9 protein-coding genes are annotated in these 14,800 nt (G+C 69.9%); 2 read left to right on the top strand and 7 right to left on the bottom strand.

The features are described from left to right. Positions 1–61 precede the first annotated feature (61 nt). The gene (locus tag M2157_RS31590; RefSeq protein ID WP_280866880.1) at positions 62–538 is read right to left on the bottom strand and encodes a hypothetical protein; all 477 of its coding nucleotides are present in this window, start codon (positions 536–538) and stop codon (positions 62–64) included. Between the two features lie 612 nt (positions 539–1,150). Next, positions 1,151–2,257 carry a glutamate 5-kinase gene (proB, locus tag M2157_RS31585; protein ID WP_280859013.1) on the bottom strand — a complete coding sequence of 369 codons (1,107 nt, stop codon included), beginning with the start codon at positions 2,255–2,257 and terminating at the stop codon, positions 1,151–1,153. A 291-nt stretch (positions 2,258–2,548) separates the two neighbouring features. Between proB and M2157_RS31580 the strand changes: the two genes are divergently transcribed. Next, entirely contained in the window at positions 2,549–4,561 is a 2,013-nt protein-coding gene (locus M2157_RS31580) for a hypothetical protein (protein ID WP_280857591.1), read from the top strand. Positions 4,562–4,695: 134 nt separating this feature from the next. Then, positions 4,696–6,714: a hypothetical protein gene (locus M2157_RS31575; RefSeq protein ID WP_280859014.1), complete on the top strand. Its 2,019-nt coding sequence runs from the start codon at positions 4,696–4,698 to the stop codon at positions 6,712–6,714. Here the strand turns inward: M2157_RS31575 and M2157_RS31570 are convergent. From M2157_RS31570 to M2157_RS31550, 5 genes are all read right to left on the bottom strand, one after another. Further along, positions 6,698–7,891, bottom strand: a complete 1,194-nt coding sequence (locus M2157_RS31570) for a glycosyltransferase family 2 protein (protein WP_280857592.1) — start codon at positions 7,889–7,891, stop codon at positions 6,698–6,700. The genes M2157_RS31575 and M2157_RS31570 overlap by 17 nt on opposite strands. Before the next feature lie 162 nt (positions 7,892–8,053). After that, a complete protein-coding gene (locus tag M2157_RS31565; RefSeq protein WP_280857593.1) occupies positions 8,054–10,129 on the bottom strand; it encodes a hypothetical protein in 2,076 nt (691 codons plus the stop codon). A 129-nt stretch (positions 10,130–10,258) separates the two neighbouring features. Beyond that, the gene (locus M2157_RS31560) at positions 10,259–11,758 is read right to left on the bottom strand and encodes a bifunctional cytidylyltransferase/SDR family oxidoreductase (protein WP_280857594.1); all 1,500 of its coding nucleotides are present in this window, start codon (positions 11,756–11,758) and stop codon (positions 10,259–10,261) included. 144 nt (positions 11,759–11,902) lie between these two features. Beyond that, positions 11,903–13,132, bottom strand: coding sequence for a hypothetical protein (locus M2157_RS31555; RefSeq protein WP_280857595.1), 1,230 nt, complete (start codon positions 13,130–13,132; stop codon positions 11,903–11,905). Positions 13,133–13,221: 89 nt separating this feature from the next. Next, complete coding sequence (locus M2157_RS31550) at positions 13,222–14,772, bottom strand: alkaline phosphatase D family protein (protein WP_280857596.1); 1,551 nt, start codon at positions 14,770–14,772, stop codon at positions 13,222–13,224. Positions 14,773–14,800: the final 28 nt, after the last annotated feature.

Genomic DNA, 14,800 nt, shown 5'->3' with positions numbered 1-14,800 from the left:
GGGCCGTCCACCTGTTGTTCCACAGCGCGAGACGGGATCAAAGGGACACCGGGTGCCACGATCAGAACGGGTGCGCTCCGACCGGTGAGGCCGGGGGCGGTCCGTACCCCTCGGCGATGCGCTGGTGGTAGGTCTGGCGGTCGATGACCTCCAGGCCGACGATCTCCCAGGGCGGCAGTCCCGCGGTCTGGCGGTGCTCCCCCCACAGGCGCAGGGCGACGGCGGCCGCGTCGTGCAGGTCGCGGGCCTCCTCCCAGTACCGGATCTCCGCGTGGTCGTTGGCGTAGCGGCTGGTCAGCAGGAAGGGGTGGTCGTGGGCGAGCTGCTCGAGGGCGCGCCGGACCTCCTTGAGCGGGGCCTCCCCACCGGAGACGCTGAGGGTGACATGCCACAGGCGCGGCAGATCCCGGGGCTCCTCGCCCTTGAACCGGTCCCCGGCCGCGACACTCGTCAGGGCCCGCTCCTCTCCGGCCGCCCGCACTACGGAGCCACCGGCCTCACCCGCGGCCCGCGCCGCCGAGCCACCGGCCTCACCCACCGCCCGCACTGCAGAACCACCGGATTCACCCACCGCTCGCGCGGCAGACCCACCGGCTTCACCCACCGCTCGCGCGGCAGGTCCACCGGGCTCCCCCACCGCCCGCGCGGCAGACCCACCGGCTTCACCCACCGCCCGCACTGCAGAACCACCGGGCTCACCCACCGATCGCGCGGCAGAGCCACCGGCCTCACCCACCGCCCGCGCGGCAGACCCACCGGGCTCCCCCACCGCTCCCGCAGCAGAATCACCGGCCTCGTCCACCGCCCCCGCCGAAGAACCGCCGGACGCCCTCACGACGGTCCGGCCGGGCGGACCGGATCCGCCGTGGGAAGCCGCCGCACCATCGCGGGACGCCGCCGCCCCAGGGCGCACTCGTCTCACGACGGCCTCCTTCATGCACAGGTCGACCCCACGGGTCGGGCGGAATGTGTCCCTGGGACAAAGTTGAGCAGGCCGCAAGGGCTCATGGGGCGATTTTGCGGAACGTCCACCTCAGGGCGACGCTCTTGGCAGGGCGTTCACCCCGTTTTCGGGCACCCATGGCACCACCCGGGGCACGAGGGGCACGCGGGGGCACCGGAAGGCGCCGGATGACTCCGGAGGCGATCGTCAGGGGTGCAGAATCACCAGGTCGTCCCGGTGGACGACCTCCCGCTCGTAGGCCGGTCCCAGATCACGTGCCAGCTCCCGGGTCGAGCGGCCGATCAGCTGCGGGATCTCCTTGGCGTCGAAGTTGACGAGCCCGCGGGCCACCGCGTGGCCCGTGCCGTCCCGCAGCTCGACGGGGTCGCCCGCGACGAACTCGCCCTCGACGGAGGCGATCCCGGCCGGCAGCAGCGACTTGCGGCGGTCGACGACCGCCTTCACCGCGCCGTCGTCCAGGGTCAGCGAGCCCTGTGGGGTGGACGCGTGCTGGAGCCACAGCAGCCGGTCGGCGGAGCGCTTGCCCGCGGGGTGGAAGTACGTGCCGGTGTCACCGCCGGACAGCGCCTCGGCCGCGTGGATCGTGCTGGTCAGCACCACGGGGATACCGGCGGCGGCCGCGATCCGGGCGGCCTCGACCTTGGTGACCATGCCGCCGGTGCCGACGCCCGCCTTCCCCGCGCTGCCGATCTCGACGCCCGCCAGGTCCCCGGGCTCCCGCACCTGAGCTATCCGCGAGGTCCCCGGTTTGCTGGGGTCACCGTCGTAGACGCCGTCGATGTCGGAGAGCAGGACCAGCAGGTCGGCGTGGACCAGGTGCGCCACCAGGGCCGCGAGCCGGTCGTTGTCGCCGAAGCGGATCTCGTCGGTGGCGACGGTGTCGTTCTCGTTGACGATCGGGAAGGCGCCCATCGCGAGGAGCTTGTCGAGGGTGCGGGAGGCGTTGCGGTGGTGGGCGCGGCGGCTCATGTCGTCGCTGGTCAGCAGCACCTGGCCGACGCGGACGCCGTACCGCGCGAAGGAGGCGGTGTAGCGGGCGACGAGCAGGCCCTGGCCGACGCTGGCGGCGGCCTGCTGGCGGGCGAGGTCCCGGGGGCGGCGGCGCAGCCCCAGCGGGGCGAGCCCGGCGGCGATGGCTCCCGAGGAGACGAGGACGATCTCGCGCTCTCCGCCGCTGCGGCTCTTGGCGAGGACGTCGACGAGCGCGTCGACCCGGTCGGCGTCGAGGCCGCCGGCGGCGGTGGTCAGCGACGAGGAACCCACCTTGACGACGATCCTGCGGGCCTCGCCCACAGCCTGCCTTGCCCCTGCCACCTTGCGTCCTGTCCCCTCGCGCCACTTCGGGTACCTCGTCCGCAATGTACGCGAAGGGGACGCGGGGACGCGCGTCCGTCCAGTCCCCGGACCCGGTACCGGACGCGTTCCGGGGCCGGTTCGGTTCCCTTTCCGAGAAAAGCGGAATTACACCCTCCTGTTAACCGGAAATGAATTCTTTTCGACGCCGGGATGTACAACCATTCACCTCCGGCTCGCGTCGAACTGCCGACAACAAGGTCATTGCCGTAGCTCGAGAAAGCACCGCCCATGACGATCCGTCGGTTGTGCACTGCCCTGCGCGTTCCCGGAAAGACCGAACTTCTCCTGGTGATCCTTTTCGGTGCCGGTTTCGCGGCACTGCCCGTCCTGGCATTGCTGCCCTCCCTGTGGGGCTTTACGGCGGCGTGGGCCGTGACGTACCTGGCGGACGAGGCCCTGCACGCCAAGGCCCCGGGATTCGTCCGCCGCCTGGCGACACTGCAGCTCAGCCGCACGATGCGGTTCGCCGTGCGCACGGTGATGCTGCTCGCCCTGGCCGACCGGATGGACGCGCCGGGCGCGGTGCCGGTCACTGGGCTCGCCGTCCTCAGCGCCCATTTCCTGCTCGTGATGATGTATTCGGCACTGCATCACGCAATCCGCAGGCGTCGGATACTCCCGGTGATCGTGCGCAATCTCGACATGAGCGGTATCGACATACCGGAACGCCCGCCCGCCCATCTCTACCGGCGTTTCCTGCGCAAGCTGCTCCACCTCGATCTTCCGGCCCACGCGGGTCTGATCGTCGCGCTGGCCACCGGCACGTGGTATTCGGCCTACGTCGGCTACGCGCTGACGATCGGCGCCGCCTCGGCCGCCCTCATCGCCCTGCTGGGACAGTTCCGCGCGGTCCGCCGGATGCCCCGCCGGGACGCGGTGATCGGCGAGGTCAACCGCCAACTCGCCGGATACCGGCCCGAGGTGGCCCTGTACTTCAGCTTCGCGGCGGTGTCCCGGGACTTCATGTACCAGGTCAACATGTGGATCGAGACGCTGGAGCAGCTCGACCGGCGCCCGGTGATCGTCCTGCGCGAGCGGGCCTCCTTCCGCTTCCTCGGCCGCACCCGGATCCCCGTGGTCTGCGTGCCCAAGGCCGACGACCTGGCCGAGCTCGAGCTGTCCGGAGTCCGGGTCGTCCTCTATCCCGGCAACGCCGGCAAGAACGTGCACATGCTGCGCGTCGCCGAGGCCAAGCACGTCTTCATCGGTCACGGCGACAGCGACAAGCTCGCCAGCAGCAACCGCGTCAGCAAGGTGTACGACGAGATCTGGGTGGCCGGACGGGCCGGCCGGGACCGCTACCGGCGGGTGCGGCACGCCATCAGCGACGGGGCCATCGTCGAGGTGGGCCGCCCGCAGCTGGCCCCGGTACGGACGCACGCCGAGCACATCGCGGGCCCGGTGCCCGTCGTCCTGTACGCGCCCACCTGGGAGGGCTGGAGCGACGACGACTGCCACACCTCCCTGATCCCGATGGGCGTACCCCTGGTCGAGAAGCTCCTCGCGGAGAACGTCCGGATCATCTACAAGCCGCACCCCCTCACCGGCAAACGCTCGCCCGAGGCGGCCGCCGCGGACCGGACCATCAGGGAACTGCTGCGCGCCGACGACGAGAAGCCCACCGAAGCGGCGAGAGCCAGGCTGCGGGGGATCCGGGACCGTCTCGACGAGATGTCCGGGCGTCACGAGGGCGACGACGCCCAGCAGTTGCGGGACGCGCGGGTCCCCGACCGGGACGGCGCGGCCGAGTGGCGGGAGCTGCGGGACGAGTGGCACCGGATCTTCTGGGCGAGCCGGAGCACCGCACGGCATCACGTGATCCTCGGACAACTCCCCACCCTGTACGAGTGCTTCAACCAGGCGGACCTGCTCATCAGTGACGTCTCCTCGGTGGTCGCCGACTTCGTGGCCGGCCTCAAGCCGTACGTCCTGACCAACGCCCAGGACCTGCCCGACGAGGAGTTCCGGGCCGCCTACACCACCGCGGGCGGCGCGTATCTGCTCGACCGCGGCTGCACCCGGCTGCCGGAGATCCTGCGCTCGGTCCGCGAACCCCGTCACGACCCGATGGCCCCGCAGCGCCGCGCCCTCAAGGAGTACGTGCTGGGGCCCGACCGGCCCACGTCCATGGAGCGGTTCAACATCGCCGTGAACGACCTGGCCGACAAGGCGGTGGCGGAACGGGCCGAGGATCTTGTCGCGCCGGTCGCCCGCGTCGCACAACAGGAACCCGTCGCATAGCACTTCCCCGCCCCGGAGGGCAGAGGACACGCGCGTGTCGTCCGGAGGTCGGCACGCGTTAACCAAGGCGTCCGTCTCGCGACGACCTTGGAGTGACCCCCGTGCGAAAACCCCTCCCCCGCCTCCGGTCCGCGCTGCGGCTGCCGGGCCGGCAGACCGCGACGAGAGTCCTCGTCGCCGCGGTCCTGGCAGCCGCCGTCGTCGCCCAGGCCGTCGCCGCCCTGCGTCCGCACATCCCGCTGCTGCTCGCCGCGACGGTCGCCTCGCTGGCCGTCGAGGGCGTCCTGCACCGGTGGCAGCGCGGCATGGTCTCCCTGTTCGCCAAGTCCCACGCGGACATCACCGTGCGGCACGTCCTGCGCGACCTGCTGCTGGTCCTCGGCCTGCTGCGGCTGACCCCGGAGGACGAGGAGACGGCGTACACCGTGCTGGTGGCCGGTCTGCTCGCCTGCTACGCGCTGCACTGCGCGATCCAGACGGCGTCCGTCCTGGTCCGCCGCACCCGCACCCTCCCGGTGGTCACCCGGAACATCGACGCCTCCGCGCTCCGCCTGACCCCGGCCCCGCCCGCCCTGCTGCGCCGCCCCGGCCCCCGCCTCCTGGTCCACGGCCTGCCCGCCACGACGGGCCTGCTGGTCACGGCGGCCACCGGCGATCCCCGGTGCGCGGCCTTCGGCATCGCGATGTCCCTCGGGCTCGCCCTCATGGGCCTGTACGACCTTCTCGTACGACTGCTGCCGAGCCGGCGTCCGGCGGGCGAGCAGGAGGTGCTGGACTGGTTCGACACATGGCTCGCCGAGTACCGGCCGACCGTCGGCCTGTACTTCTCCGGCGGGGCCTCCTCCGCCTACCAGGCCAACATGTGGCTGGAGCCGCTCGCGAAGCTCGACGGGAGGCCGGTCATCATCCTGCGCGAGCGGTTCATGATGCAGAAGATCGCCGCGACCGACGTCCCGATCGTCTGTCTGCCGAAGGTGTCCACGCTGCTGCGCCTGGAGCAGTCCACGCTCCAGGTCCTCATCCATCCGTCGAACTCCGGCAAGACCTCCCAGGTCCTGCGCATCCCCACGATCAAGCACACCTTCGTCAACCACGGCGAGAGCGACAAGCTGTCCTCCTGCAACCCGTACGCGAAGGCCTACGACGAGGTGTGGGTGGCCGGTCCCGCGGCCCGCGAGCGGTACGCGGCGGCCGAGGTGGGCGTCGAGGACAAGGACGTGGTGGAGATCGGCCGCCCGCAGCTGGAGGCCGTACGGCCGTACGAGGGGCCGCCGACCGGGACGTACACGACGGTGCTCTACGCGCCGACCTGGGAGGGCTGGGACGGCAACCCCGGCAACACGTCGGTGATCGAGGCGGGCGAGAACATCGTGCGGGCGCTGCTTGCCGATCCCGGGGTACGGCTGCTGTACAAGCCGCATCCGCTGACCGGATCGGTGGACGCGCGGGCCGGCGCGGCGGACCTCAGGATCCGTGAGCTGGTGCGGGCGGCGAACCGGGAGCGGGCGGGGGAACGACCTGCCGACGACGGTGAACTGTCCCGCAGGACACGCGAGTTGGACCGGCTCACCATCGCGTCCTTCCGGGCCGCCGCGGACTCCGTCGAGCGGATGCTGCTGCAGTCCACGCCGGAGCCGGGCCGTGCGGAGGCGGTGGCCCGGGCGACCGCCGCCTGGGAGCGGGCGTACTGGGCCTCGCTGCCGGAGTGGGAGCACCAGGTCGTGACCGACGCCCGGCCCGCGCTGTACGCCTGCTTCAACCGGGCCGACCTGCTGATCAGCGATGTGTCGAGCGTGGTCAGCGACTTTCTGGCGAGCGGGAAACCGTACGCTGTCGCGAACACCAGCGGGTTGAGCGAGACCGCGTTCCGTGCGGCGTTCCCCACGGCGGGAGCGGCGACTGTGCTGACGCCGGACGCGGTGGGGGTGCGGGGGTTGCTGGATGCCGTACGACAGCCTGAACTGGACGAACTCGCCGAGGCGCGAGCCGAGTTGAAGCGGCGGTTGCTGGGGGCGGACGAGCCTTCTTCGCGGGAACGGTTCGACATGGCCGTTCAGGCGTTGTGTGCGGTGGCGCGGAAGCGGCGGGTTCCCGGGCAGCGGCGGGACGAGGAGACCGTGTCCGTCTCCGGAACGCTCACCCTGCCGGGGTGAGGACCCTTCGCGCCTTGCGTACGGCCCGGCGCAGCAACTGGTCGACCCCTATCTCTCGGTAGCCCGGCACCTCGCGGGCCTCGCGCGGCTCGGCGAGATAGAGAGCGTCGGGCAGGCCCGTCGACGGGTCACGGAAGAACGGGTAGGCGAAGTACACCCGGCGGCCGCCCTTCTCCAGCACGGTCTCCGGGGTCTTCTTCGCCTTCATGAACTCCAGGACCTCCACCAGGAGATCCGGGCGGCCCATCGCCACCAGCTGGAGCCGCAGCCGTTCGTGCACCCGGAGGCGGTGGGCCACCTCGCCGGTCCAGTACGCGTCCACCAGCGGCTTCGCCAACTCCAGCTTCTCCTGGCGTACCGCCTCGCCGTCCTTCAGGAACTTCGGGCCGAACTGCGGGAGCAGGGTGACGAGGAAGGGGCGGACCATCAGGGCGTCGCGTCTCGCGCCCGCCGGGACCATGTCGGCGATCAGGTTCATCAGGGCGCGCGCGGAGTCGAAGCGGAGCGTGTGGCTGCCGGTCCTGGTGACGTGCTTGCCGTCCTCGCGGCCCACCAGGTAGTAGCAGGTGTGGTCGGCGATCACGGAGACGCCGTCGGCCCGCAGATAGGCCTCCATCGTGAACAGCGCGTCCTCGCCGGTCCACAGGGACTCGTCGAAACGCATGCTGTGCCGCTCGAGGAACGCGCGGCGGAACAGCTTCTGCGCGCTCAACGTGAACTTGATGTTGGAGGAGAAGACGTCGGTGCGCTCCAGGGTCTGCCCCCACATCGACGTCGGCGGCTTGCGGTTGACGCCCTCGACCCTGCCGAGGACGACGTCCGTGCCGTTGCGGTCGGCCATCGCGACCATCCGCTCCAGGGCCTCGGGGCCGAGCCGGTCGTCGGCGTCGAGGAAGAAGACGTAGCGCCCGGTCGCCTTGCCCAGACCGACGTTGCGCGGGCCGCTGGGGCCGCCGGAGTTGTCCTGCCGGATCACCGTGACGTCGAGGGAGGTCCGCTCGGCGAACTCCTCCAGGTACTCCCCGGTGCCGTCCGCCGAGCCGTCGTCGACCGCGATGACCTCGATACGCGTGTGGCCGATGGTCTGTGCCTCGACGGAGGCCAGACAGTCGACCAGATACGGCATCGCTTCGTACGCCCCGATGACCACGGTCACATCAGGCTGCACAACGGTCACGTCTCCCCCAGTCACGGTCTGTTTCCCCCAGTTCCGCTCAGGGGCAATCCCCTAGACGGCCGGCCGGGGGGAAGGGTTGCATCCGGCACTGGGACATACGCAGGAAGGGCCCGGATTTCGGGATCACTCCGAAATCCGGGCCCTTTCTTTACGAAGGGGAGGTCAGGCCTTGGTCGTGGCCTCCGCCGCCGAGGCAGCCGCATGTGACTCCTGGCCGACATTGCGCGCTTCGGCCTTGATCGCGAGGTTCGCCACCGCGGTGTTGAACTGCTCGATGGAGGTGGGCTCGTCCGGCCCGAGCAGGTACTGCTTGAGCTCCACCCGGTCCTCGGCCAGCGGGTCGGCCGCCGGGTCGCGGACCGCCTCGAGCAGCTCGCCCAGCTCGGCGGCGCTGTTGGACAGGATCGTGGCGGCCCGCACGGCGGTGTTCTGCCGCTTGAACTCCTCCGCACCCACCTCGGCGGAGTCCGTCACCGCGTACGGCTTGCCGCTCGCGATGAAGTCGGAGACCACGCTGGAGATGTCGGAGACCATCGCGTCGGAGACGTTGAAGCAGTCGTACAGCCGCGGCTCGGCACCCGTGACCACCCGGTGCTCCCACACCGGGAAGGAGCGCCAGTACGCGTCGTTCCACTCGCCGCGCAGACGCGCGATCTCCTCGTACTTGGCCACGTCGACCACGCCGTCACGGCTCGCCTCGGCCTCGTCGCCCTTGTCGCCGCCGTTCCCGGCGAGGACGGCGAGCCGGGCCTCGATACCGGCGAGCTCGGCCTTGGCGGCGGCCTGGGCCGCTGCGTCGGCCTGGAAGCGGGCGTCGGCGGCGCGCTCGGTGGCGGCCTTCTCGATCAGCGCGGTGACCTTCTGGTGCGCGGCGCCCGCCTTGGCGAGGACCGTGCCGGTGAAGGGGTGCGGCTTGTAGAGGACACGCACCGGCGGGTCGGCCTTCAGCAGCTTCTTCACGATGTTCTCGCCGGCCAGCATGAGCGAGGTGTTGCCCGGGTCGCCGTCCCAGCCCTCCCAGGTGGGGGCGTAGAGCACGGTCGGACAGTATCCATCAGCGGCTCCGCCGCGGGGTCCTTCCGGCGTGCCCTGCCACTTCTGGATCGGCGCCAGCTGCGGGCGGCCCACCTCGACGATGTCCTCGTCGCGGACGCCCACGTCGGCGATGGCGTAGCGGTCGCGGCCCGCCCGGCCCGCGGTCCACACCTCGTCGTACGCCTTGCTGAACGGGTTGACGCTCGCCAGCTTGTCGCTGTCCCCGTGGCCGATGAAGACGTGCTTCATGGTGGGGACGCGCAGCAGGTGGATGTTCTTGCCGACGTTCGCCGCGTACAGCGCGACCCGCACCGTGGACAGATCCATGTTCATCAGGTGCACCCCTCCGGGCACGCAGATGACGGGGACCGTGGTGGGCGCGAGGTTCTGCAGGATGACGCGCTCACGCAGGATGATCAGCGGCCTGGAGTCCAGCTGCTCCATGGTCTCCAACCACATGTTGACCTGGTAGACGGAGTCCTTGGAACCGGAGAAGTACAGCACGGTCTCCGGCCGGTACTCGCGCAGCCAGTCGTCGACCTTGGCGAGGACCTTGTCGGCGTTCGGCGGGATCTTCTTGCCGCGTACGTACGGCATCAGCGCCAGGACGTACAGGGTGCCCAGGACTATCGTCACGCCGATGCCGATGAAGCCCGGCAGCGCCGAGTCCATCGCGGCGGCGACGAGTAGGCCGACCACGGCCGCGAGGTCGAGGTGCAGCATCTTCTCGGCCGACCGGTTCAGCAGACCCATCGGCGGGGCGTCCGGGATGCGGACCCGGGAGGCCAGGTCGACGTTGCGGGTGGCGACCGGCAGCCGGCGGCGGTTGCGGATCAGGGTGACCAGCGCGCCGTGCGGGGCCTGGAGGCCGTAGAACGCGATGAAGCAGGCGGTGGCCCCGTAGAAGATCAGGTTGTCGGAGAGGTCGAGCCGGGCCAGCAGCAGGATCAGCAGGAGCTGTCTGATCAGGAAGCGGATCGACAGTCCGGCGCGCACCTTGCTGAGGCGGTTGATCAGATAACTGCCCTGGCGGTGCAGATAGTGGTCCGCAAGGTACGTGACGGCGGTCGCGGCCGCGAAGGCGGGGACGCTCGGGATGAGCGCGGCCACCATTATGGCGGGGAAACCCGCCAGCATGAGGACCGCCGCGGCCAGCTCGGCCGCGCTGCCCACCCGGGCGACGCGAATAGCGGTGCTTATCACTGAAAACCTGCTCTGGGAGGGATGCCGGTTGTTTACGAATTAACGGTGCTTAAGGTTCAGGCCCCTGTGAATGCACCAGGAACGGGCAGCCACAGAGGCCTGAATTTACCGAAAACTAATTGGCCCTGATTATGCCACGCCGTCCTGACGGTCCAGGACACTGGCCAGCGCGGCCTCGAAGCCGGAGGCCTGGCCCGCGGAGGCCGTCGGGTCCTGCTGGCGGACGTCGATGACATGCCCGGTCAGCTCGGAGAGCAGCACGTCGAGCGAGGTGCGGGCCACCGCCTCGGAGGACAGCAGGCTGCCCGCGGGCTCCTGGCCGAAGGCCTTGGTGCGCATGGGCGTGGCAGTGCGCTCAGGGTTGATGCAGTTCACCCGGACGCCGTCACCCGCCCATTCGTCGGACAGGGCCTGCGTCAGGTTGACCATCGCCGCCTTGGTCGAGGAGTACAGGCTGTACTCGGCGCGGCCGCGGGTGTAGCTGCTGGAGGTGTACAGCAGCAGCTGGCCCTTGGTCTCCGCCAGGTACTTGTACGAGGAGCGCGCGATCTGCACCGGGGCCAGGTAGTTGACCTTCAGCGCCTCCTCGATGGTGGCGTTGTCGGTCTCCGCCAGCTTGCCGATGCGCAGCACGCCCGCGGTGTTCACGACGTAGTCGATGCGCCCGGTCTCGGCGTACGCCTTGGACAGCGCGTCGTCGACCTCCTCCGGGTTCTCCACGTGGGTGCCGGTGGTGGAGCGGCCCAGCGCGTACACCTTGGCGCCGTAGGACTCGGCGAGTTCGCCGATGTCCTTGCCGATGCCGTAGGAGCCGCCGAAGACGACGACGGTCTTGCCGGTGAGCAGCTCGCGGTAGGCCTCGTCGCTGACCTGCTCGGGAGCCGCGGTCGAGGCGAGCTGGAAGAGCTTGTCGGCGATGAAGACGTCGACGGGCTGGGTGACCTTCATGTTGTACTCGTCACCCGCGACGACGTGGATCGGCACGTCCGGCAGGTACTTGAGCACGACCGAACAGTCGTCCGTCGCCTGGAAGTTGGGGTCCCCGGCGGCGACCTCGTAGGCGCGCTTGATGGTGGACAGCTTGAAGGCCTGCGGGGTCTGGCCGCGACGCAGCCGGGAGCGGTCCGGGATCTCGGTGATGAACTCGCCGTCCAGGCCGTGGGTGCGCGTCACGATGATGGTGTCCGCGGACGGGATGGCGACGTCGACGGCCTGGAAGCGCTCCAGGGCGACCACGCAGTCGTCGATCACACGGCGCGAGAGCAGCGGGCGTACGGCGTCGTGGAAGAGGACGTTGAGGTCCTCGCCCTCGGCCAGGCCCTCGCCGAGGGCGGCGATGGCGCGCTCGGTGGTCTCGTTCCGGGTGGCGCCACCCTCGATGATCTTCTTGACCTTCCGGAAGCCGGCCTTGGCCACGATCTTCTCTATGTCCGGAACATAACCCGGCGCCATCAGCACGATGATGTCGTCGATGGAGTCGGCCTTCTCGAAGGTGGTCAGAGTGTGCTCGATGACTGCCTTGCCGGCGATCTTCAGCAGCTGCTTGGGGATCGAGAGACCCACGCGCTGACCGGTACCACCGGCCAGGATCACTGCGGTGGTACGGGGCTTGGCGATGTGCTGGGACACAGAAGACCTACCTCGGGGCGACAGGGAACGGGGAAATGGTCCCACTTGCGGTTACCGCTGTGCAAGGTGACCGCCGTTCACCGCATATGTACGCGCTACCTGTCATTCATCTTGCACTGCCAGTAACGAAGACCGTGCGGGAGTTCAGCGGCGGCGCAGCTTCTTCAGGCACCGGTGTCCCAGTACCCGCATCAGTTCCTTCGACGGCGTCTGGTGCACCGTGCGCGCCTTGCCGGGCGAGGTGTGCCCCACCGGTGACTCGGCCGCCGCGGCGAGCGCCCCGTACAGCGCCCGTGCCGCCACCTCGGGCGAGATCCGCGGGGCGGGGATCCCGTCCAGGGCAGGAGCCTTCGGCACGGCGGACAGGAGCCCGGGATCACCGATGACCCGCACACCCAGGTCACCGATACGCCGTGCCATCTCGGCGCCGATCTCGGCAGCGGCCTCCATGGCCCACTCGGGAGTGAGGATCTTCACGTCTTCGGGCGATGGGCTGCACGCGTTCTTCATATGCATGACCGCGCCGTTGCGGACGAGCTTGGAATACAACTCGTCCGGCAGTCCATTGCCGCGGAATTCCTTGTTAAGATTCCGCAGCATTTCGGTCTCGGCGAGAGTAAGAGAGCGATTCGCCGTGTCCGGAACGGGCTGGAGGAGATTCTCGGGCAGCCCGAGGAGTTGTTCGAAAGTGCGCATCAGACCACGGGGGTCGCTGTCGTCGACCACGACGACGGTGACACGCTCCGCACCGACCGCCCGGGCCCAGCGCTCGACGAGCCGGTCGTGCCGGTGGCGGCGCCAGAAGCTGGGGTTGGGCTGCTCGTACGGCGCCTTCCTCAGCATGTGCGTGAGCCAGTCGCCGTAACCCATGCGCAGGCCGTTCTGCACGTACTGCTGCCACTGCGAGGGCATGATCCTCGCCAGCGGACGCAGGGTGACCAGCACGTGGACCCTCCCCCACTCTCGGCTTCGCTCGAGCGGGGGGACCCCCATCCCGCCGAGCTGCTCGACGATCCGCGCGATCGTGTCGTCGCCCTCGGCGTCGGCGAAGAACTCGCTGCTGATCACCGAGGTCCTCCCGCCGGTGGCCTCGACCTGTTCCAGCAGCCGCGTCCAGTGCTTCTCGGTGGGCGCGGTGTCGCCGATCATCGCGGGCCTCGCGCAGGCGGCCAGGGCGGCTTCCATGGGGTGTCTGCTGTGCGCCGGGAACACGACGCCGTGTCCGGGCAGCAGGTCCTTCGCCGCGAACAGCGCGCCCTGGATGGAGGTCGTGCCGGTCTTGTGGGGGCCGATGTGCAGCAGGCGCGTGCCGGCGGGCAGCGGAGCGGTCACGCCGTTCACCGGAAGGTCGTCACTCGTACAGTCCGTCTCCATAGTCAGAGGACGGTAAGAGAAGCGCCTGAGTGTTGCCTGAGAGGAGCGTGGGACTGTGATGAAGAGCACGCCCCTCTCAGGCAACGTCCTCACACCAAACGGACTCCGGGCTCGCCCGCGTCCACCCGGAGCTGCGCCAGCGTGCTGGGCGTCGCCTGCGGCCTGACCACCGTGTCCACGACCCGGACCTGGGCGTCGATGCCGTGCCGGTCGATGTCGAAGAGGTGGTAGCCGCGGTGGGCGTCGATGACCTTCCAGTGCGGGTTGTCGGCCTTCAGCGGGTCCCACTGGGCGTGGAAGGCGGCCTGGTCCTGGTCGCCGTTGCTGGAGATGGACGTCCCGACGAACTCGGCGCCGACCACCCGCGAGGACGGGTCGGCGTAGTCCTCCTTGAGGTCGCTGATCATCGTGAGGTGGCGGTCGCCCGAGAGCACGACCGGGTTGCGCACGCTTCTGAACTCCTCCAGGAGCGCGTTGCGTTCGACCTGGTAGCCGTCCCAGGCGTCGTAGTACCAGAGCTTGCCCTCGCCGAGCAGGATGTCGGTCTCGGCCATCATGATCTGCGAGGCGATGAGGTTCCAGCGGGCCGGTGAGCCGTGCAGCCCGTCCAGGAGCCACTGCTTCTGCTCGGCGCCGAGCATCGTGAGCGAGGGATCCTGGGCGGCCGCCTGACCGGTGACCTGGTCGCTGCGGAACTGCCGGGTGTCGAGCACGTTCAGCCGGACCAGACGGCCGAACTCCAGCCGCCGGTACATCTGGATGTGCGGGCCGTTGGGGACGGCGCTCGCACGGACCGGCATGTGCTCGTAGTACGCCTGGAAGGCCGCGGTCATCCGGGCCACGAACGCGTCGTGCGGCTGCTTGTCGGGGTCCTGCGGGATCTCGCCGGCCCAGTCGTTGTCGACCTCGTGGTCGTCGAAGGTGACCACCCAGGGCGCGTTCGCGTGGATCTCGGCGAGGTCCGGGTCGGTGCGGTACTGGGCGTACCGGTTGCGGTACTGGACGAGGGTGTACGGCTCCCCGCTGCCCTCGTGCCGGCGCGGACCGGCGGACGACGGCGCCGACTCGTAGATGTAGTCGCCGACGAACAGCACGACGTCGGGGTCCTGGTCCAGCATGTCGGCGTACGGCGTGAAGTAGCCGTTCTGCCAGTTCTGGCAGGAGGCGAGCGCGACGCGCAGGCTGCCCAGGGAGGTGTACCGGGCGGGGGCGGTGCGGGTGCGGCCGGTGCGCGAGAGCTGGCCGTCGGCGCGGAAGCGGTACCAGTACGTACGGCCCGCGCGCAGACCCCGTACGTCGACGTGAACACTGTGTCCGAACGCGGGCAGGGCCTGGGCGGTGCCGCGCCGGACGACCTTTCTGAAACGCTGGTCCTCGGCGAGTTCCCACTCCACCGGCACCACCCTGTCGGGCATACCACCGCCGTTCAGCGGGTCCGGCGCGAGCCGGGTCCACAGCACGATGCCGTCCGGCAACGGGTCACCGGAGGACACACCGAGGCTGAACACACCGTCGGGCAGCGGGGTCTCCGCCGCTCGCGCCGTGCCCGGCAGCCACAGCTGGGCGGAGGCGGCGGCGCCGAGCACGGCGGCGCCTGCGGTCAGAAAGCGGCGTCGGCCGGGTGATGCTGCTCCGTACATAGCGAACTCCCTTGCGTCGCTGACCTCT

This window comes from Streptomyces sp. SAI-127 (genome assembly GCF_029894425.1).
Lineage (GTDB): Bacteria > Actinomycetota > Actinomycetes > Streptomycetales > Streptomycetaceae > Streptomyces.
This window is presented reverse-complemented; position numbering and strand designations above follow the sequence as displayed.